At 39.4% G+C, this 20,154-nt stretch carries 19 protein-coding genes and 1 tRNA gene; 16 read left to right on the top strand and 4 right to left on the bottom strand.

Annotated elements, in window-relative coordinates:
- Nucleotides 1–20 precede the first annotated feature (20 nt).
- The 3 genes from FEE42_RS02215 to FEE42_RS02205 form a co-directional block, all read right to left on the bottom strand.
- Nucleotides 21–602, bottom strand: a complete 582-nt coding sequence (locus FEE42_RS02215) for an aminodeoxychorismate/anthranilate synthase component II (protein WP_164027621.1) — start codon at nt 600–602, stop codon at nt 21–23.
- Nucleotides 603–610: 8 nt separating this feature from the next.
- Entirely contained in the window at nt 611–2,158 is a 1,548-nt protein-coding gene (trpE, locus tag FEE42_RS02210) for an anthranilate synthase component I (RefSeq protein WP_164027620.1), read from the bottom strand.
- 152 nt (nt 2,159–2,310) lie between these two features.
- On the bottom strand, nt 2,311–2,895 hold the full coding sequence (locus FEE42_RS02205; RefSeq protein ID WP_164027619.1) for an FMN-dependent NADH-azoreductase: 585 nt from the start codon (nt 2,893–2,895) through the stop codon (nt 2,311–2,313).
- 270 nt (nt 2,896–3,165) lie between these two features.
- On the opposite strand from FEE42_RS02205, the gene thrS reads away from it, so the two are divergent.
- The 5 genes from thrS to FEE42_RS02180 all read left to right on the top strand — a co-directional run bounded on the left by thrS (nt 3,166) and on the right by FEE42_RS02180 (nt 8,689).
- Nucleotides 3,166–5,097: a threonine--tRNA ligase gene (gene thrS, locus FEE42_RS02200; RefSeq protein ID WP_164027618.1), complete on the top strand. Its 1,932-nt coding sequence runs from the start codon at nt 3,166–3,168 to the stop codon at nt 5,095–5,097.
- Nucleotides 5,098–5,295: 198 nt separating this feature from the next.
- The gene (locus tag FEE42_RS02195; protein ID WP_059366311.1) at nt 5,296–5,667 is read left to right on the top strand and encodes a YgiW/YdeI family stress tolerance OB fold protein; all 372 of its coding nucleotides are present in this window, start codon (nt 5,296–5,298) and stop codon (nt 5,665–5,667) included.
- A 59-nt stretch (nt 5,668–5,726) separates the two neighbouring features.
- Nucleotides 5,727–6,395 (top strand): response regulator, encoded by a 669-nt coding sequence (locus FEE42_RS02190; RefSeq protein WP_059366310.1) that lies wholly within the window; start codon nt 5,727–5,729, stop codon nt 6,393–6,395.
- Nucleotides 6,385–7,740: a quorum sensing histidine kinase QseC gene (gene qseC, locus FEE42_RS02185; RefSeq protein WP_135968587.1), complete on the top strand. Its 1,356-nt coding sequence runs from the start codon at nt 6,385–6,387 to the stop codon at nt 7,738–7,740. The genes FEE42_RS02190 and qseC overlap by 11 nt, the downstream gene beginning before the upstream one ends.
- Nucleotides 7,741–7,852: 112 nt before the next feature.
- Nucleotides 7,853–8,689, top strand: coding sequence for a DUF72 domain-containing protein (locus FEE42_RS02180; protein WP_059366308.1), 837 nt, complete (start codon nt 7,853–7,855; stop codon nt 8,687–8,689).
- A 6-nt stretch (nt 8,690–8,695) separates the two neighbouring features.
- Here FEE42_RS02180 and FEE42_RS02175 read toward each other — a convergent pair whose 3' ends face one another.
- On the bottom strand, nt 8,696–9,259 hold the full coding sequence (locus FEE42_RS02175) for a YceB family lipoprotein (protein ID WP_164027617.1): 564 nt from the start codon (nt 9,257–9,259) through the stop codon (nt 8,696–8,698).
- 120 nt (nt 9,260–9,379) lie between these two features.
- Between FEE42_RS02175 and FEE42_RS02170 the strand changes: the two genes are divergently transcribed.
- The 11 genes from FEE42_RS02170 to truB all read left to right on the top strand — a co-directional run bounded on the left by FEE42_RS02170 (nt 9,380) and on the right by truB (nt 20,119).
- Nucleotides 9,380–10,099, top strand: a complete 720-nt coding sequence (locus FEE42_RS02170; RefSeq protein WP_059368831.1) for an RIO1 family regulatory kinase/ATPase domain-containing protein — start codon at nt 9,380–9,382, stop codon at nt 10,097–10,099.
- Nucleotides 10,099–10,233, top strand: a complete 135-nt coding sequence (locus FEE42_RS12930) for a hypothetical protein (protein ID WP_255204529.1) — start codon at nt 10,099–10,101, stop codon at nt 10,231–10,233. The genes FEE42_RS02170 and FEE42_RS12930 overlap by 1 nt, the downstream gene beginning before the upstream one ends.
- Nucleotides 10,234–10,329: 96 nt before the next feature.
- Nucleotides 10,330–10,406 (top strand) — tRNA-Met (locus FEE42_RS02165).
- A gap of 165 nt (nt 10,407–10,571) precedes the next feature.
- On the top strand, nt 10,572–11,027 hold the full coding sequence (gene rimP / locus FEE42_RS02160; RefSeq protein WP_059366306.1) for a ribosome maturation factor RimP: 456 nt from the start codon (nt 10,572–10,574) through the stop codon (nt 11,025–11,027).
- A gap of 17 nt (nt 11,028–11,044) precedes the next feature.
- Complete coding sequence (nusA, locus tag FEE42_RS02155) at nt 11,045–12,532, top strand: transcription termination factor NusA (RefSeq protein WP_164027616.1); 1,488 nt, start codon at nt 11,045–11,047, stop codon at nt 12,530–12,532.
- A gap of 12 nt (nt 12,533–12,544) precedes the next feature.
- On the top strand, nt 12,545–15,073 hold the full coding sequence (gene infB, locus FEE42_RS02150; protein ID WP_077582830.1) for a translation initiation factor IF-2: 2,529 nt from the start codon (nt 12,545–12,547) through the stop codon (nt 15,071–15,073).
- 161 nt (nt 15,074–15,234) lie between these two features.
- Nucleotides 15,235–15,678, top strand: coding sequence for a DUF3302 domain-containing protein (locus FEE42_RS13015; protein WP_377092347.1), 444 nt, complete (start codon nt 15,235–15,237; stop codon nt 15,676–15,678).
- 3 nt (nt 15,679–15,681) lie between these two features.
- The gene (locus FEE42_RS02140) at nt 15,682–16,815 is read left to right on the top strand and encodes an HlyD family secretion protein (protein WP_164027615.1); all 1,134 of its coding nucleotides are present in this window, start codon (nt 15,682–15,684) and stop codon (nt 16,813–16,815) included.
- Nucleotides 16,816–17,136: 321 nt separating this feature from the next.
- Nucleotides 17,137–18,618, top strand: a complete 1,482-nt coding sequence (locus tag FEE42_RS02135) for a nicotinate phosphoribosyltransferase (RefSeq protein ID WP_164027614.1) — start codon at nt 17,137–17,139, stop codon at nt 18,616–18,618.
- Nucleotides 18,619–18,812: 194 nt separating this feature from the next.
- Nucleotides 18,813–19,199, top strand: a complete 387-nt coding sequence (rbfA, locus tag FEE42_RS02130; protein ID WP_059366302.1) for a 30S ribosome-binding factor RbfA — start codon at nt 18,813–18,815, stop codon at nt 19,197–19,199.
- On the top strand, nt 19,199–20,119 hold the full coding sequence (gene truB / locus FEE42_RS02125) for a tRNA pseudouridine(55) synthase TruB (RefSeq protein WP_059366301.1): 921 nt from the start codon (nt 19,199–19,201) through the stop codon (nt 20,117–20,119). The genes rbfA and truB overlap by 1 nt, the downstream gene beginning before the upstream one ends.
- Nucleotides 20,120–20,154: the final 35 nt, after the last annotated feature.

The following is a 20,154-nucleotide window of genomic DNA, read 5'->3' as shown; positions in this document are numbered from 1 at the left end:
GTTTTAGTTTATCAGTATATTTAGCGATTTAATAACCATTCAACGGATTGCTGTAATAGCTGCGATCCTTGCACGGTTAAAATACTTTCCGGATGGAATTGAAATCCACAAATCGGCAAATAACGATGACGGATAGCCATAATAATACCGTTATATTCCGCATTGATGACAAATTCCGACGGTAAATCTTGCCCCATGAGTGAATGATAGCGTGCTACCGGCATTGGATTAGCCAAATTTTTAAACATCGCTTCACCATCATGGGATATTTTTGAGATTTTGCCATGCAAGACTTCGCCGGCATGGACGACTTTACCACCAAATGATTGGATTAAAGCTTGATGTCCCAGACAAATTCCAATTATTGGGATTTGTGATTTTAAACGGTCGATTAACGCTAACAAAATCCCTGCTTCTTCCGGTGTACCGGGGCCGGGCGAAAGGGCAAGAATGGTATCCGGCGTACTCAGTGCGGCGATAACAAGTTGTTCTAAATCACAATCATTGCGGTAAATTTTAACTTGATGTCCTAACACACGAAATTGATCGACTAGGTTATAGGTGAAGGAATCAAAGTTATCCAAAAAAAGAATATTTGCCATAATGTTTCCTATTTTGCCTGTGCGTTGATTTGACGAATGGCTTTTAACACTGCCGCCGCTTTATGGCGTGTTTCATCCGCTTCCATTTGTGGATCGGAATCCAATACTTCACCACAACCCGCTTGTACATGGGCGATACCGTTTTGCACAAAAGCGGAACGAATCACAATACAGGTATCAAAATGCCCGTCTGATGTAAGATAGCCTACCGCACCGCCATAACTATGACGTTTTTGCTGTTCAAACTGATAAATAAGTTGCATGGCTTTAATTTTGGGGGCACCGGTGAGCGTTCCCATATTCATGCAGGCTTGATAAGCATGAAGCGCATCTAGTTCAGGGCGAAGTTTGCCTACCACACGAGAAACTAAATGCATAATATGCGAATAACGATCCACTTGCATTAATTCTGCTACCTTGCGAGTACCACTTTGACAAACACGGGCAATATCATTGCGTGCCAAATCTACCAACATTAAATGTTCAGCCTGCTCTTTATGATCAAGACGAAGTTCGAGCTCTAAACGCCCGTCCAGCTCAGGATCAATATTACCGTGAGCATCAAATCCGCGCGGACGTGATCCGGCAATAGGGTAAATCTCTAATTGACGATTTTTCGGCGTATATTTGAGCGCACTTTCCGGTGAGGCGCCAAACAAAATGAAATCTTCATCGTTCATATAAAACATATAAGGACTTGGGTTATTTTGTTTGAGTTGAGCATAACTGGCAAGCGGATTTGGACAAGCAAGAGAAAAACGACGAGAGGGAACGATTTGAAATACATCGCCAATATTAATGTGGTGTTTTAACGCTTTCACGATATTGATAAATTCGGGATCATCAAAATTCGTTTTTACTTCATCACCCGCAGGTTTAATAGATAAGATGTGATCAATATTTTTTAATTTTTGTGCGATCGCGAGTGCGGTTTTTGCGACATTGACTTGCTCTTCTTGTGAGAAACAGTAACTTTTAAGTGTTGCCTGCTGACTTTGGTGATCGATAGTAATGAGATGCTCAGCAAGATAAAAACTGTAGTCAGGGCAAGAAATATCATCATCTTTTAACGTGATGTCATTCATCGGGATGAAATTGGCAACTAAGTCATAAGCGAATAAACCGCCTAAAAAAATTGGTGTAGTACTGTGACGATAGAGATTGGCTATCACGCGGAGACCATCAAAAACCGTGGCAGATTGTAGTTTACTGTCCTCATCTAATTGGTTATCAAGAGAGGTAAATTCAACAGAAAATTCATTGTTAAAATTGACCGCACTTACGCTTCCAAGTGCGGTCAAGATTGGGTGAATTTCTCTCAACACAGCTAAACCGTTTGCATTGATTGCTTTGAATGTGACGTTGTGACTAGAACAGGTGATTTTTACTGCGGTATTGATTAACAGAAGGCTTTGCAAACTATTTTTACTACCAATTTCAGCAGAATCGAGTAGAAGCGTGTTGGGCTGATCACATAAGGTATTGAAAATGGCGGTAGTATCCTCGTAGTAAGGTACCGGCTGTGTCGTTACCGCAATAAAAGCATGGTCTCGCATTTTTAAATCCTTCTAAGAAAACTTTTGCACTATTAAACTAGTGCACTAAAAATAAGTCAAGCAAAGATTTAAAAAAATTCGATTTAATTTTATAAAAGTACATAGTGGTAAAGAAAAAAGAAAGCCATCTCGAAAGATGGCCTAAAAAAGGATTAAAGTGCGGTCACAATATCATTAATTTTTACTTTGGCAGAGTGCAACGCTTTTTCAACAGCTTTCGGGCCAAATCCAATCCCTTGCGCATAAACGAACTGCACATCAGTAATTCCTACAAAGTCTAAAATTGCTTTCATATATTGTGTGACGGAATTTGCGTCATCGTATAACCCGCCAAATGCACATAATACGATGGCTTTTTTACCTTTCAATAAACCTTCCGGGCCATTTGCCGTGTATTGGAATGTAACACGAGGACGGGCGATAAAATCAAAATAAGATTTTAATTGAGTAGGAATCGTTAAATTATACATCGGTGCGCCGATTACGAGTGTATCCGCATTTTTTAATTCAGCAACGAGTTTGTCTGAAAGTGCTAGAAGTTGTTTTTCTTCATCCGTGTTGGGTTCGCCACGCACTGCAATAGCAGCTGTCGCATCGAAGTGAGGAAGGGGATCATTTGCTAAATCCCGCACCACAATATGATTACCTTGTAGTTTTTCAATCGCATAATCAACTAATTTATTACTTTGAGAATTGTCAGCAAGAATGCTTGATTTTAGCACTAATATGTTGCTCATTTTGTTTCCTTTAATTCAGGTGAAATAAGTGGGACGATTCTAGAGTTTATTTTTTGATAGATAAAGTTGTTGTTGGGAAAAACATTATTTCTTTTTATGAAAATATCCAGGCGGTTTTCTATTTAACAAGATTATAAGAAAGTGGTAGAATTTGCGACCGCACTTTTCTCATTCAATGGTAGGAATGAAGCTAAGTGCGGTTAATTTTTATTGAATTTTTAAACGAGCATGTCACCTTTCGTATGGGTGACCACTGTATAAGGAAAAATTATGCCAATTATTACTTTACCTGACGGTTCCCAACGTCAATTTGATCGCCCTGTTTCTGTGCTTGAAGTGGCTCAAGATATCGGTGCAGGCCTTGCCAAAGCTACTATTGCCGGTCGTGTAAACGGTGAACGCCGTGATGCCTGTGATATTATCGAGCAAGATGCAAAATTAGAAATCATTACTGCTAAAGATGAAGACGGTTTAGAAATTATCCGTCATTCTTGTGCTCATTTATTAGGCCATGCTATCAAACAATTATTTCCTGATGTAAAAATGGCAATCGGTCCAACTATCGAAAATGGTTTCTATTATGACGTGGATTTAGATCGTTCTTTAACTCAAGAAGATTTAGAGGCGATTGAAAAACGGATGCTTGAATTAGCGAAAACCAATTACGATGTCGTAAAAAAACGCGTAACTTGGCAAGAAGCACGAGATACTTTCGAGCAACGTGGCGAGCCGTACAAAATGGCAATTTTAGATGAAAATATTGAACGTACGGCAACACCGGCGTTGTATCATCACCAAGAATATATTGATATGTGTCGTGGACCTCACGTACCCAATATGCGTTTCTGCCATCATTTCAAATTACAAAAAGTAGCAGGGGCTTACTGGCGTGGCGACAGCAAGAATAAAATGTTACAACGTATCTACGGTACGGCTTGGGCTGACAAAAAACAATTAGCCGACTATTTACAACGTTTGGAAGAGGCCGCAAAACGCGATCACCGTAAAATCGGTAAAGCCTTAGATTTATACCATATGCAAGAGGAAGCACCGGGAATGGTGTTTTGGCATAATGACGGTTGGACGATTTTCCGCGAGCTTGAAACTTTCGTTCGGACTAAATTAAAAGAGTACGATTATCAAGAAGTCAAAGGTCCGTTTATGATGGATCGTGTGTTATGGGAAAAAACGGGACATTGGCAAAACTACGGTGATTTAATGTTCACTACACAATCGGAAAATCGTGAATATGCGATTAAGCCGATGAACTGTCCGGGTCATGTGCAAATTTTCAATCAAGGTTTAAAATCTTACCGTGATTTACCAATCCGTATGGCAGAGTTTGGTTCTTGCCACCGTAATGAACCGTCCGGTTCTTTGCATGGTTTAATGCGTGTGCGTGGCTTTACCCAAGATGATGCGCATATTTTCTGTACGGAAGATCAAATCGAAAGTGAAGTAACCAGCTGTATTAAAATGGTTTACGACATTTATAGTACTTTCGGTTTTACCGATATTTATGTGAAACTTTCAACCCGTCCTGAAAACCGTATCGGTTCGGATGAAATGTGGGATCGTGCGGAAGCGGGCTTAGCCGCAGCGTTGGCACATAATAATCTAGAATATGAAGTTCAAGAAGGTGAAGGGGCGTTCTATGGGCCGAAAATTGAGTTTGCATTGCGTGATAGTTTAGGTCGTGAATGGCAGTGCGGTACGGTTCAGTTAGACTTTGCCTTACCGGGTCGCCTAGAAGCTACCTATGTTGCGGAAGATAACGGGCGTAAAACCCCTGTGATGATTCACCGTGCGATTTTAGGTTCTATTGAACGTTTTATCGGTATCATTACTGAAGAATATGCCGGCTTTTTCCCTGCGTGGTTAGCGCCGACTCAAGCGGTAGTGATGAATATTACCGATAGCCAAGCCGATTATGTAAAACAAGTGGCAAAACAGCTATCCGATGCCGGTTTACGCGTGAAAACGGATTTACGAAATGAAAAAGTAGGCTTTAAAATCCGTGAACACACCTTACGTCGTGTACCTTATATGCTGGTTTGCGGCGATAAAGAAATCGCAGAAGGCAAAATTGCGGTGCGTACCCGTAAAGGTGCGGATCTTGGCACATTCACCGTAGAAGAATTTGCGGAAATCTTGAAAAAACAAGTGAGAAACCGTGAATTAAAATTATTGAATGAAGAATAAAAAAGCATTCAAAACTGACCGCACTTTGCGGCGATAACTCATGAAAGGCTAGGTTATATACTAGCCTTTTTTATAAACCCGAAGAAAAATCTCCCCTTCTTAAGGTTTTCTTAAGATTTGTGTTATTTAATAGATCTCAACAAAGCAGTAATGCTTTAAATAATGATTTTTAACCTACAATTTTAAGAGGAAAACTTGATGAAAAAATTAACTCTAGCAACACTTCTGGCAATCGCTACTTCAACTGCATTTGCAGGTTTCAATGGTAATGGAAATACCGTTCAAGGCGGGTTTAAACAAAGTGCAATGCAGGCGATTAGTGTAAAACAAGCATTATCGGAAAAAGATAATAGCATGGTGACATTGGTCGGTAGCATTACCCAACAAATTGGCAAAGATGACTATCTTTTCACTGACGGTTCTGCACAAATCAAAGTGGAAATTAAAGATCGAGTATGGAACGGTTTAAATGTTGGTCCGCAAGATAACATTCGTATCAGTGGAAAACTTGATAACGACGCCTTTGAAAAAGCCGAAGTTGAAGTATATAGTATTGAAAAAGTAAATTGAGAATTAAAAATGGTGAGTATTTGGGCTCACCATTTTGCGTTGAAAGAGCGGTCAAATTTATGCGAATTTTGTTAATTGAAGATGATGTGTTAATCGGCAATGGGTTACAAATCGGGCTGTCAAAATCCGGATTTATTGTGGATTGGTTCACGGACGGCAAAACCGGCTTAAATGCGCTGGATTCTGCTCCTTATGATGCCGTTGTGTTGGATTTGACTTTACCGAAAATGGACGGATTAGACATTTTGCAACAATGGCGAATGAATAATCAATCTACTCCCGTGCTTATTTTGACAGCGCGCGATACCTTAGATGAGCGCGTGAAAGGATTGCAAAAAGGGGCGGATGATTATCTTTGTAAACCTTTTGCATTGGCTGAAGTGGTTGCCCGTTTGCAAGCATTGATTCGCCGTAGCTATGGACATACCACGCCGGTTCTAACCCATCTGAATGTTACGCTTGATCCTAATCAACGAAGTGTCCGATTAAATAATGATCTACTTTCTCTCACGAGCAGAGAATATAAGTTATTAGAACTTTTTATGTTGAATCAAGATCGTGTCCTTTCCCGTTCAGCCATTGAAGAAAAATTATCCACATGGGAGGAAGAAATTAGTAGCGCCGCATTAGATGTTCATATCTACAATTTGCGCCAAAAATTGGGAAAACAATTTATTCGTACCGTTCACGGGGTTGGCTACGTATTAGGACAAGGTGATGACAAATAAAAGTTTAAAATTTCGCTTAATGAGCGGGTTATTTTTGATTGCACTTTTCGTGTGGCTTGTTTCAACTTTTGTCGCGTGGAAAGTAGCAAAAAAAGAGGCCTATGATGTTTTTGATGCGCAGCAGATTTTATTTGCAGAACGCCTCGCCACCTCCGATTTACAAAATATTTTATTGGGTAAGACAAACTTTAATCGTGGCGGATTTAAACCGTTAAAACGTAAGTTCGATGATGATGCCCTTGCGTTTGCGATTTTTTCCAAAACGGGGGAGCGATTGTTAAGTGATGGCGATAACGGTGATAATTTTATCTTTAGCAATAAAGTGGGATTTAGTTCCGCCTATATTGAAAACGATGATGATAAATGGCGGATTTATTGGTTACCTGTGGCACAAGGGGAGTTGCGAATTGCGGTTGGTCAAGAAATAGAATATCGAGAAGAATTGGTGAATAAAATGGTATTCGGGCAAACGGCGATTTGGTTTGCAAGTTTACCTTTTTTATTGGCAGTAGTTTTCTACTTGATTCATAAAGCATTAAAACCGATTAGTCAGCTTAGCCGTGAGGTTTTGCGAAGAAAACCGGGAGATGTTTCTCTGCTTGATACGTCAAATGTACCGACAGAAATTTTGCCGTTGGTGAAAAATTTAAACCAATTTTTTGACCGCACTTCGACTATGCTAAAAAGAGAGCGCCGTTTTACTTCCGATGCAGCTCATGAATTACGCAGTCCGTTAGCCGCTTTACGTATTCAAACCGAAGTTGCCCAACTTGCCGGTGAGGATAAGGAAATTAGGGAACAAGCATTAAGCAATTTAACACTGGGTATTGATCGTGCCAGCCAATTAATCGAGCAGCTTTTAATCTTATCCCGTTTAGATAATTTAAAGGAACTTGATGGATTAGAACCTATAAAATGGCAGGAAATAATTCCTTCTTTAATGAGTGAATTTTATTTTAATGCACAAAAACGTAACATTGAATTATCTTTTGAAGAAAAGTCGTTGCCTCAAATGAGGAACGGTCAACCTGTTTTAGTCACACAAATGTTGAGAAATTTACTGGATAACGCGGTTAAATATGCACAATCAGGGGCGTCGGTGAAAATTGTTTTATTCAGAGAAAAAATTATTGTAGAAGATAATGGCGGTGGGGTGAGTGAAACCGATTTAGCCCGATTAGGACAACCTTTTTACCGTCCGGCAGGGCAAAATGAAAAGGGAAGCGGGTTAGGGTTATCCATTGTATTTCGCATTGCAGAATTGCATCACTACAAAGTGCGGTTGGAAAACGTGATGGATTGCGAAAACATCATTGGATTTAGAGTAATTATTGGCTTACAGTAAAATATGTACTAGGTGATTCGGTGTAGGAAAATGCCGTTCACCTTCTTTTCCAGTTTTAAAATGTTATTTTCTCTCTTACAATAGCGCCCCCGATTCTTATTAAAAATATTAAATGTCTCACATTTACATTGGTACGGGCGGTTATGCAGATTGTGATTTGCTCGGCACCGTTTATCCTTTAGGGACGGCAAAAGCGGATTTTCTGACTCATTATTGCCGCCATTATGACACGGTAGAAATCAATAGTAGTTTTCATGCGCCTATTGGACAGAAAGCAATACAAGGAATGTTGGAAAAATCCGACGGCAAACTGCAATTCTCGATTAAATTACATCAAGATTTTAGTCATACCCGCACAGCAACACGGGACAATGCCAAACAATTTCTAAATGCATTACAACCATTAGTTGAACAACAAGTGCTTGCGGCGTTATTTTTACAATTTCCCCATCGCTTTGAACGTACTCTCAACAATCGTCGCTACTTAGCGGAATTGACCCAATGGTTTATAGAGTATCCGATGACGGTAGAATTTCGTCATCCCAGTTGGCATTGTGAGACCGTATTTGAGACATTCTGCCGACAACCAAATTTAATTTGGGGAAATGTAGATTATCCGCCCAATATCGGATTACCGATGTTTCAACTAAAAATTAATCAAAATACGGGGTATTTACGCCTACATGGTCGCAATGCAAACTGGTGGAATGAAAATTCTGCTCAAGCAAGGCATAATTATCGCTACTCTGAAGATGAGCTGAGCGAAATAGCAAATTTGATTGTTCAACAAAAAGATCGGTTTGAACGACTGTTTATTTATTTTCAAAATACCACTCAAAGTCATTCATTTTATAATATTGCGACGCTCAAAAATTTGCTGTCACCTTTTGGTTTTGAAATGAAAACACACATAGATGACATACCTCATCAGCAATGGGATTTATTTTAAACCGTTTTATAGAACATTAGTTTCAAGTTCTAAAATTCCCGGTTCGATTTTAATACCTTTAGCAAACTTTTTGATTAAAACATCTCGGGTGTTTGTTTCATCAAGGGTATAAATCGGCATTGAGGAAAGTAACAATGCAATACTTTCACTTAAAAATGGCATGGCAATTTGTAATTGTTCCATATATTCATTAGGTTCGCCGGACCACTTTAATATACGTAAATTACGTAGATAGATCTCGCCTTTTTCAGGGCTATAATAAGGAACGGTATCAAACGTTAATGTTAATTTAGCCGGAAATTGTTTATTTCCCAGTTTGAATAATCCTTCGGCAGTGCCGTTTATTTCAACACGTTTTTCTGTGCCTCGTCCGATTTTAGTCGTGAGATCCTTTAACTGATAATCTAATGAAAACAACCCTGGTAAGTTAAATTTATCTTTAATTGCCCCTTTTTCCGATAGATATTGATTGATTTGACTTTCAGTTAAGCTGAAAGGTGAAGATTGTGCCGAGGTAAAAATGGAAAACCCGAGTAACAGGGTAAAGAGAGAAATATTGAGTTTTTTCATAAAATACCTAATCTAGTTGAAAGATTGAAATAAACCCTTAGAATATTCAAGGTTTTATGACAGGCATAAAATATAACATGAAATAGGCGGATTTGGAGTAGTATTGTAGTGGAATCTTGTATTAATAGCGAATTTCAGGAATATGTTAAGCATGTTTTTGAGAAACAACAAGGAAGACGGGTTTATCAATTTAACTACCAAGGAAAAGGATATTGGTTGAAACAACCGGAAAAACTATCAGGTGTTTGGCTACTATTAAAGCCTTATCCTAAAAAGTCTTTTGCAAACGAATTAATGACGCTTTTAGATTTATTTAAACAGGGTGTGCCTGTTCCCAAAGTTGTTTACCATGAAAAAGATTTTTTTGTTTTAGAAGATGTGGGGATGAGTATTTCTCAATGGATGGATAATCCGAACACGTCAGAGAAACAAAAATTTTCAATTCTCTCCGATGCAAGCCAAAGTTTAATCGGGTTACACAAAAAAGGATTGGTGCATGGACGTCCTGCAGTACGAGACATTGTATGGAACGATGGTAAAACTATTTTTTTAGATTTTGAATCGCGTTCAAAAAGCCAAAATAAAGATTGGTTAATCGTGCGCGATATGCTATTTTTCTTCGACAGTTTATGCCATAAAGAAACTATTTCTGATGAATTAATAGCGGAAGTAGCGGTTTATTATCAAACACATTGTGACTCCCGAAATTGGGAAATAATGCAAAACTATTTATCGCGATTTAGATGGGTATATTACTTACTCTTGCCTTTTAAACCAATTGCAAAGAAAGATCTCATTTCGATTTATCGCTTGTTTGCATTATTATATAAGGAAAAATAATGAAAAAAATCTTCTTAATTTTAACTTTGTCTGCTTTACTCGGTGCTTGCTCTGTTGGGGGAGGTATCGGTGTCGGTGGTGGCAGTAGCGGCATCGGCGCAGGAGTGGGATTAAGTACCGGATTCGGTTTCTAGCGCTTAAGTGCGGTTGAAAATTGTCGTGTTTTTTAGATTTTTGAGAAAAGTCTTGATCTTTTGATAGAGAGCACTATAATATGCGCATATTTCGGACGCGGGGTGGAGCAGCTTGGTAGCTCGTCGGGCTCATAACCCGAAGGCCGTCGGTTCAAATCCGGCCCCCGCAACCAATACAAGTTCAGTAAAAGAACCCCAAGTTTGGGGTTTTTTTGTACAAGAAATTTTAGAAACTGGGCTTAGGTTCTGAGAACCTAACCCTTTTTTTACGCCTAAAATTCAATATAGAGTGGTTTTATCTATATAAGAATAAGGGGTTAGGGAAATAGGAGTAGAAATTGGCTACGTTAGAACAGAATTTACAAGAAATACTGCAAAGTTCGATAGAAGATTTAGGTTGCGAGCTTTGGGGGATTGAATGTCAGCGGGCCGGTCGTTTTATGACTGTGCGTATATTTATTGATAAAAATGGGGGCGTAACCATAGATGATTGTGCGGATGTAAGTCGTCAAGTCAGCGCTATTTTGGATGTAGAAGATCCGATAGCAGATAAATACAACCTTGAAGTGTCATCCCCCGGCTTGGATCGCCCATTATTTACACTAGCACAATACAAACGTTATCTCGGTGAAGAAATTCTCATTCATTTACGTATTCCAATGATGGAACGTCGTAAATGGCAAGGAAAATTAGCGCGTATTGAAAATGATATGCTGATATTAAAAGTTGATGATCAAGAACACACCTTTGTTTTTGGTAATATTCAAAAAGCAAATGTTATTGCAAAATTTTAAAAGGAGAAAAAGGAAAAATGAGTAAAGAAATTTTATTAGCAGCAGAAGCGGTGTCTAATGAAAAATTACTACCGCGTGAAAAAATCTTTGAAGCATTAGAAAGTGCGATTGCTCTTTCAACTAAGAAAAAATATGAATACGAAACCGATATTCGCGTTTCAATTAACCCAAAAAATGGTGAGTTTGAAACTTTTCGTCGCTGGTTAGTCGTTGATGAAGTAAAAGTGCCGACAAAAGAAATTACTTTAGAAGCTGCTCAATTTGATGATCCTGAAATCCAGCTTGGGGACTATGTCGAAGATCAAATTGAATCTATCGCTTTTGACCGTATTGCAATGCAAACCGCACGTCAAGTTATCAGCACAAAAATTCGCGAAGCGGAGCGAGCAAAAGTAGTGGAACAATTCCGTTCCGAAGAGGGCAAAATTGTCACCGGTACGGTAAAAAAAGTGAATCGCGAGAGTATTATTTTGGATTTAGGCAATAAAGCTGAAGCGGTTATTGCTCGTGAAGATATGTTACCACGCGAGAATTTCCGACCGGGAGATCGAGTTCGTGGTGTGCTTTATAAAGTTGTTCCGGAAAGTAAAACCGCACAATTATTTGTTACCCGTGCGAAACCGGAAATGCTCATTGAATTATTCCGTATTGAAGTACCGGAAATTGGCGAAGAAATGATTGAAATTCGTGGCGCTGCCCGTGATCCGGGTTCTCGTGCAAAAATTGCAGTGAAATCAAATGACAAACGTATCGATCCTGTTGGGGCGTGTGTAGGTATGCGTGGGGCTCGGGTTCAAGCCATTACCAATGAATTGGGCGGAGAACGCGTCGATATCGTACTTTGGGATGATAATCCGGCACAATTTGTCATTAATGCGATGGCACCTGCGGATGTCAATTCCATCATTGTCGATGAAGATAACCATTCAATGGATATTGCCGTTGATGCGGCAAATCTTGCGCAGGCAATCGGACGTAACGGTCAAAATGTGCGTTTAGCCACCCAACTAACCGGCTGGGTATTAAATGTGATGACTACGGAAGAACTTAATGAGAAACATCAAGCAGAAGATAATAAAGCATTGCATTTATTTATGAATACATTAGAACTTGATGAAGAGTTTGCACAAATCCTTGTAGAAGAAGGCTTTACAAGTTTAGAGGAAATTGCTTATGTGCCGGTAAGTGAATTAACGGCAATTGATGGTTTGGAAGATGAAGATCTTGTTGAAGAACTTCAAACCCGGGCAAAAAATGCGATCACGGCAGTAGCGGTGGCGGAAGAAGAAGCATTGAAAAAAGCAAATATTGAAGAACGTTTATTAAACTTGAATGGCATGAACCGTCATATTGCGTTCAAATTCGCCGAAAAACAAATTACCACTCTTGAAGAGCTTGCCGAACAAGGTGTTGATGATTTAGCGGATATTGAAGAGTTAACAGAAGAACAAGCCGCTGATTTAATTATGGCTGCACGTAACATCTGTTGGTTCAGCGAAGAATAAGGAGAATTAATTATGACTGATGAAGTAAAACAAGCAGATAGCGAAGCACCGAAAAAATTAAGTATTCAACGCAGAACTAAAACGGTAGTAAATGCAACAACAACGGCAGGTAAAAGTAAATCCGTTCAAGTGGAAGTTCGTAAAAAACGTACTGTAAAAACCGATGCGGTTCAAAAAGCGGAAGAAGCTGAAAAATTAAAAGCGCAACAAGAAGAATTGGAAGCGAAAAAAGCAGCGGAAAAGAAAGCCGAAGAGGAAAAAGCCCGTTTGGAGGCAGAAAAAGCCGCCGCAGAGAAATTAAAAGCAGAGAAAGAAGCTCAAGCTAAAAACGCACAAAGTGCGGTCAATTCTAAAGCTAAATCTGTTGATGGCGAAAAAGAAAAACGCAAAGCGGAAGAAGCCGAACTTCGTCGCAAAGCGGAGGAACTTGCTCGTCAAAAAGCTGAGGAACAAGCCCGTAAAGCTGCGGAAGAAGCAAGACGCTATGCTGAAATGGATGATGAAGATAACGAATCTTCGTCAGAAGATTATTCCGACTATAATCTCAGTTCAAAATATGCGCTTGAGGCGGAAGATGAAGAAGAACGCCGTAATGAAAACCGTGGTCGTGGAAAAAATAAAGTAGCAAAAGCGAAAAAAGGTCGCGATGACGATAATAGCAAGAATAATCGAAATGAACGCGAGTCCAACCGTAAAAATCAAAAAGAAGGTAAGTTAGGTAAAGGTAAAAATGCTAAGAAAGGTGCCTCATTACAGCAAGCTTTCACGAAACCGGTTCAAGTTGCTAAAGCGGATGTTGTGATTGGGGAAACCATTACCGTTGCAGAACTTTCCAACAAAATGGCAATTAAAGCCACTGAAATCATCAAAATGATGATGAAAATGGGCGAGATGGTGACAATTAACCAAGTACTTGATCAAGAGACCGCGCAATTAGTAGCGGAAGAATTAGGTCATAAAGTGATTCTTCGCAATGAAAATGAACTTGAAGAAGCGGTACTTGGCGATCGTGATGTCAATGCGGAAAAAGTAACCCGTGCACCGGTAGTGACTATTATGGGTCACGTTGACCATGGTAAAACATCCTTACTTGACTATATTCGTAAAGCTAAAGTGGCTGCCGGTGAAGCGGGCGGAATTACGCAACATATCGGTGCGTATCATGTGGAAATGGATGATGGCAAAATGATCACTTTCCTTGATACCCCGGGACACGCCGCATTTACTTCAATGCGTGCACGAGGTGCAAAAGCAACGGATATTGTAGTACTGGTGGTGGCTGCAGATGATGGGGTGATGCCTCAAACTATTGAAGCTATTCAACACGCAAAAGCAGCGGGAGCACCATTAGTTGTCGCCGTAAACAAAATTGATAAACCGGAAGCCAACCCGGATCGTGTAGAACAAGAGTTATTACAATATGAAGTCATTTCAGAAAAATTCGGGGGTGACGTTCAATTTGTACCGGTTTCAGCGAAACAAGGTCTCGGTATTGATGACTTATTAGATGCAATTCTTCTTCAATCTGAAGTGCTTGAATTAACCGCTGTGAAAGACGGTATGGCAAGTGGTGTTGTGATTGAATCTTACCTTGATAAAGGCCGTGGCCCTGTGGCGACAATTTTGGTTCAATCCGGTACCTTACGTAAGGGCGATATTGTGCTCTGCGGCTTTGAGTATGGTCGTGTACGTGCAATGCGTGACGAAAATGGTAAAGAAATTGACGAAGCCGGGCCGTCTATACCGGTCGAAGTACTTGGGCTTTCCGGTGTGCCGGCAGCCGGTGATGAAGCGACTGTCGTGCGTGATGAGAAAAAAGCTCGCGAAGTGGCATTGTACCGTCAAGGTAAATTCCGTGAAGTCAAACTTGCCCGTCAGCAAAAAGCAAAACTTGAAAATATGTTTAGCAATATGGCAGAAGGCGATGTGGCAGAATTGAATGTTATTGTCAAAGCAGACGTACAGGGTTCTGTGGAAGCGATTGTTCAAGCCTTACACGAACTTTCAACGGACGAAGTGAAAGTGAAAGTTGTAGGTTCAGGCGTAGGCGGTATTACTGAAACCGATGCCACATTAGCTGCGGCATCCAACGCTATTATGGTTGGGTTCAACGTTCGTGCAGATGCCTCAGCCCGTCGTGTGATCGAAAGTGAAAATATTGATTTACGTTATTATTCTATTATTTATGAATTGCTTAACGAAATCAAAGCGGCAATGAGCGGTATGCTACAGCCTGAATTCAAACAAGAAATCATCGGCTTGGCAGAAGTGCGGGATGTGTTCCGTCATCCAAAATTTGGTGCAATTGCCGGTTGTATGGTGACAGAAGGTATTGTTAAACGTAATAATCCAATCCGCGTGTTGCGCGACAATGTGGTTATTTTTGAAGGCGAACTGGAATCGCTCCGTCGTTTCAAAGATGATGTAGCAGAAGTGCGTAGCAATATGGAATGTGGTATTGGCGTGAAAAACTATAATGATGTGAAAGTCGGCGACCAAATTGAGGTATTCGAAGTGGTGGAGGTTAAACGTTCAATTTAATTATTCAGTTGTAACCTTGTCGAAAAGTTAAAAGTTGCGGTGAGATTCTCCGGCTATTTTAGAAAATGTGGGGAAATCTGACCGCACTTTGTTAAATGGGATAACTAGATTTTTATAGAGTTTAGTTGTAGCTATATTTAAATTGCTGTTTATAAGCGAAAATGCAAAAACAGCTATTTTTCGGAGCATTTGAAATGCTGGATTATTTAGCATTATTTTTTCTATTATTTGCGAGCATTGCTATTTTTTATGCAGTGATTGCTATTCACGACATTCCCTATGAAATAGCTAAAAAACGTAATCATCCCCATCTAGAAGCCATCCATTATGCCGGATGGGTGAGTTTATTTACCTTACACGTTATTTGGCCTTTCCTCTGGATTTGGGCAACCTTATGGCATAAAGAAAACGGTTGGGGGAATGGCAATCGTCAAAAAGAATCCGAGCTTCTTTTAGGAATAGAAAATGTCACAAAACAGCTTCCTGAATTGGAAAAACAAAACCTAAAATTAGAAACGGAATTGGCTACTTTACGTCAAGAATTAAATGTATTGACAAAAAAATTAGCTCAGCTAGAAAACAAACAAAATAAGAGTGAGGTATAAGCAATGGAGTTGATGATTTTAATTATTTATGCCTCGCTTTGTATGGGGATTTTTAAACTCTTTAAAATTCCTTTAAACAAATGGTCGGTGCCAACGGCAATTTTAGGCGGGGTCGTATTATTGGTTTCTATGCTATTGTTTATGAACTATAACCATCCGCATACCAAATTAGTGACGCAATATTATATCTCAACGCCAATTGTTCCACAGGTTCGCGGTCGTGTGATTGAAGTCAATCAATTTACACCGAATCAACGGATTAAAAAAGATGAAATGTTATTTCGTATTGATCCTACTCCTTATCAAGCGGATGTGGATGCGAGAAAAGCGGAATTGGCTGATTCAATTCAAGCTGCAACCACATTGCAACTGGATGTGAATGCAGCTAAAGCCCGCTTAGAAGAAGCAAAATTAACCATGCACCAAAAGCAAAAAGAAGCGGAGCGTTATAAGAAATTAGTCGCTACACAAGGGGTAAGCCAACTTGAGTCGGAAGTTAAAATCCGTGAAGCCTTGAGTGCAAAAGCAACTTATGAAACCCGAATAGCCGAACTTGAAAAAGCAGAAAAATTACTAGACTCCAACATTAATGGTGAAAATACAACAGTGGCTGCAAAGCGTGCCGCCCTTGAACGTGCAAAGTTCGATTTGGAATCAACGACTGTGCGTGCACCATCAGACGGTTATGTTTCACAACAATTTTTACAAGAAGGCATGATGGCAGGACGTTTAGCCATTCGCCCGGTTATGACCTTTATTGGTGAACAAAAACGTCAGTTCGTTGCTGCATTTCGTCAAAATTCCCTATTACGTTTAAAAGCCGGTGATGAGGCAGAATTAGCATTTCCCGCTATTCCTGGAAAAGTTTTCCCTGCCAAAGTGAAAGCGATTTTACCCGCTATCGGTGAAAGTGAAGTGCAAGCAAACGGTACAACCTACACCCGTAAATTCATTGATGAACGAGCAATGCCTCTTGTATTACTGGAGCTCACCGAAGAGATGGATGAATATCCATTACCTTTCGGTGCAACAGCTGAAGCGGCGGTTTATACCGAACATGCCCACCATCTCGCCATGATGCGTAAAATTTTATTGAGAATGAATAGTTGGAAAAATTATTTATATTTAGATCATTAAATAATATTTATTACAAAATAAATATTTTCTAAATGTCGAAAACGGTTATATTCTGCAATAAAAATAACCGTTTTGTTTATTAACATCATAGAATATTTATTATTTTATGATAGCTCTATGTAAATTTTTATTATTTAGATATCTTAACCTAAATGGTGTTTTAGTTATTGTCTAAAAATAATAAATTATTATGATAAATAAAGCCGATAGTTTTAATATTCTTCATATTATAACCAGCAGTTAGCTTTCAACAAGTTATCTGGCTTACATTTTGTAACTAACAACAAATCTAACTTAGATTGTAATAAGGTAATAAATTTTATGGATAATCTATTAAATAATTATAGTCGTGCCAGCGCTATACCTTCATTATTATGTGATTTTTATAAAACATCTCATCGCATCATGTATCCTGAAGGTTCACAGATTCTTTATAGTACGTTTACGCCTCGCAGCAATAAACAAGCTCCTTATTTAACACGAGTTGTTTCCTTTGGTTTTCAAGCATTTATTACTAAATATTTAATACATTATTTTAATGACAACTTCTTTTCTCGGGATAAGAATGAAGTTGTTTCTGAATATTCAGCCTTCATTAAAAAAACGTTACAGTTAGATGATACAGGGGAACATATTAAGCGGTTACATGAGTTAGGTTATTTACCTATCCGAATTAAAGCTATTCCTGAAGGAAAAACCGTTGCAATTAAAGTTCCCGTGATGACTATTGAGAATACTCATCCTGATTTCTTTTGGCTTACCAACTATTTAGAAACACTTATTAATGTATCGCTTTGGCAGCCGATGACTTCAGCTTCTATGGCTTTTGCTTATCGGGCTGTATTAGCTAAGTTTGCAAAAGAAACCTGTGATAACCAAGATCATGTTCCATTTCAATCTCACGATTTTTCAATGCGGGGGATGGGCTCTTTAGAATCGGCGGAAACTTCAGGAGCAGGGCACTTAACCTCCTTTTTAGGCACGGATACGATTCCTACGATCTCTTTCATTGAAGCCTATTACGGCTCAAATAGCTTAATCGGCACGTCAATTCCGGCTTCAGAACACTCAGTGATGAGCTCACATGGTGTTGATGAATTACCCACATTTCGTTATTTAATGGATAAATTTCCGAATAGTATGTTGTCAATTGTGTCGGATACAACCGATTTTTGGCATAACATTACGATTAATTTACCTTTATTGAAGCCGGAAATTATGGCAAGACCTGAGAATGCCCGTTTAGTTATTCGACCTGATAGCGGTGATTTTTTTGCGATTATTTGTGGTGATCCTACGGCAGATACCAAGCATGAGCGTAAAGGTCTAATTGAGTGTTTATGGGATATTTTTGGCGGCTCGGTTAATCAGAAAGGTTATAAAGTTCTTGATCCTCACATCGGCGCTATTTATGGTGATGGTGTGACCTATGAAAAAATGTCTAAGATTTTAGAGGGGCTAAAAGTGAAAGGCTTTGCTTCAAGTAATATTGTGTTTGGTGTCGGTGCGCAAACCTATCAACGTAATACGCGTGATACGTTAGGATTTGCCATTAAAGCAACATCTATCACGATTAATGGTAAAGAAAAAGCGATCTTTAAGAATCCTAAAACCGATAATGGCTTAAAAAAATCCCAAAAAGGCCGTGTTAAAGTCCTTTCTTATGATACCTATCTTGATGGTTTAACTGCAAAAGATGATTTTAGTGATGATTTATTAGAAATACTCTTTGAAGACGGCAAACTGTTACGCCGAACCGATTTTGATCAAATTAGACAAAATTTACTTGCAGGTTCTAGTTAGAAAAATTATCTCTATTTGGAGAAAAGAGCGGTCGGATTTTATTGTGTTTTGGTGTTATGTCGCTACTTTTGATATAAAACGTCGCGGTCATTTATACAGATAATTTTATAAACCAACCGCACTTTTCGCTTTTGAGGGATAAATTTTGCTATAATCCCCGCCTTAAAAAGAATTATTGAAAATAGGAAAAGAAAATGGCTCGAGAATTTAAACGTAGCGACCGTGTTGCGCAAGAAATCCAAAAAGAAATTGCGGTGATTTTACAACGTGAGGTGAAAGATCCGCGTATTGGTATGGTGACGGTATCCGATGTTGAGGTGTCGAGTGATTTGGCTTATGCCAAAATTTTTGTCACCTTCTTGTTTGATCATGATGAAAGTGCCATTGAACAGGGGATGAAAGGCTTAGAAAAAGCCGCACCTTATATTCGCACCTTGCTTGGCAAAGCGATGCGTTTACGCATTGTGCCGGAAATCCGTTTTATCTACGATCAATCTTTGGTAGAAGGAATGAGAATGTCCAATTTGGTGACGAACGTGGTACGTGAAGATGAGCGCAAACACGTTGAGGACGAAGCATAATGTCGAGACCACGCAAGAGGGGACGTGATATTGACGGCGTTTTTTTGTTGGATAAACCCCAGGGAATGTCCTCTAACGAAATTATGCAAAAAGTAAAACGTCTCTTCCAAGCCAATAAAGCAGGGCATACGGGGGCGTTAGATCCGCTGGCAACAGGAATGTTGCCGATTTGTTTGGGAGAAGCCACTAAGTTTTCTCAATTTTTATTGGATGCGGATAAGCGTTATTTAGTTACTGCAAAATTAGGCGAGCGCACTGATACTTCCGATGCTGACGGGCAGGTAGTGGAAACCCGTGCAGTGAATGTGGAAACACCGCAAATTTTGACCGCACTTGAGCAATTTCGGGGCGATATTTTGCAAGTGCCGACGATGTTTTCAGCCTTAAAACATCAAGGCAAACCTTTGTATGAATACGCCCGTCAAGGTATCACCGTAGAACGTGAGGCACGCCCGATCACGATCTTTGAACTTAAGTTTATTGAATACCATGCGCCTTATTTAACGTTGGAAGTGCATTGTTCCAAAGGTACATATATTCGCACATTGGTGGATGATTTAGGGGAAGTATTAGGTTGTGGAGCGCATGTTACCATGTTACGCCGACTTGCCGTGGCGGATTATCCGATTGAAGCGATGATGAGTTGGCAAGAATTACAATATCTTGCGGAAAAGCAAGAGTTGGCGTTACTTGATCAACATTTATTACCAACAGACACGGCAGTAAGTAAATTACCGGCATTGCATTTGAATGAGGCACAAAGTCGTGCCATTGGTTTTGGTCAGCGAGTGAAATTTACTAACGACCAGAATTTACAAGGACAAGTGCGGTTGTTTTCGGCACAGAATTTATTTTTAGGCGTGGCGTTGATCGATGGCGATATTATCCGTCCACAACGATTAATTACACAATCCGCATAATTTTATTTGCCTTTCCTTATAAATTCCAGTAATCT

Source organism: Rodentibacter caecimuris, from assembly GCF_010587025.1.
Taxonomy (GTDB): Bacteria; Pseudomonadota; Gammaproteobacteria; order Enterobacterales; family Pasteurellaceae; genus Rodentibacter; species Rodentibacter caecimuris.
The sequence above is the reverse complement of the archived record's forward strand: the minus strand, read 5'-3'. Positions and strand labels throughout refer to the sequence as shown.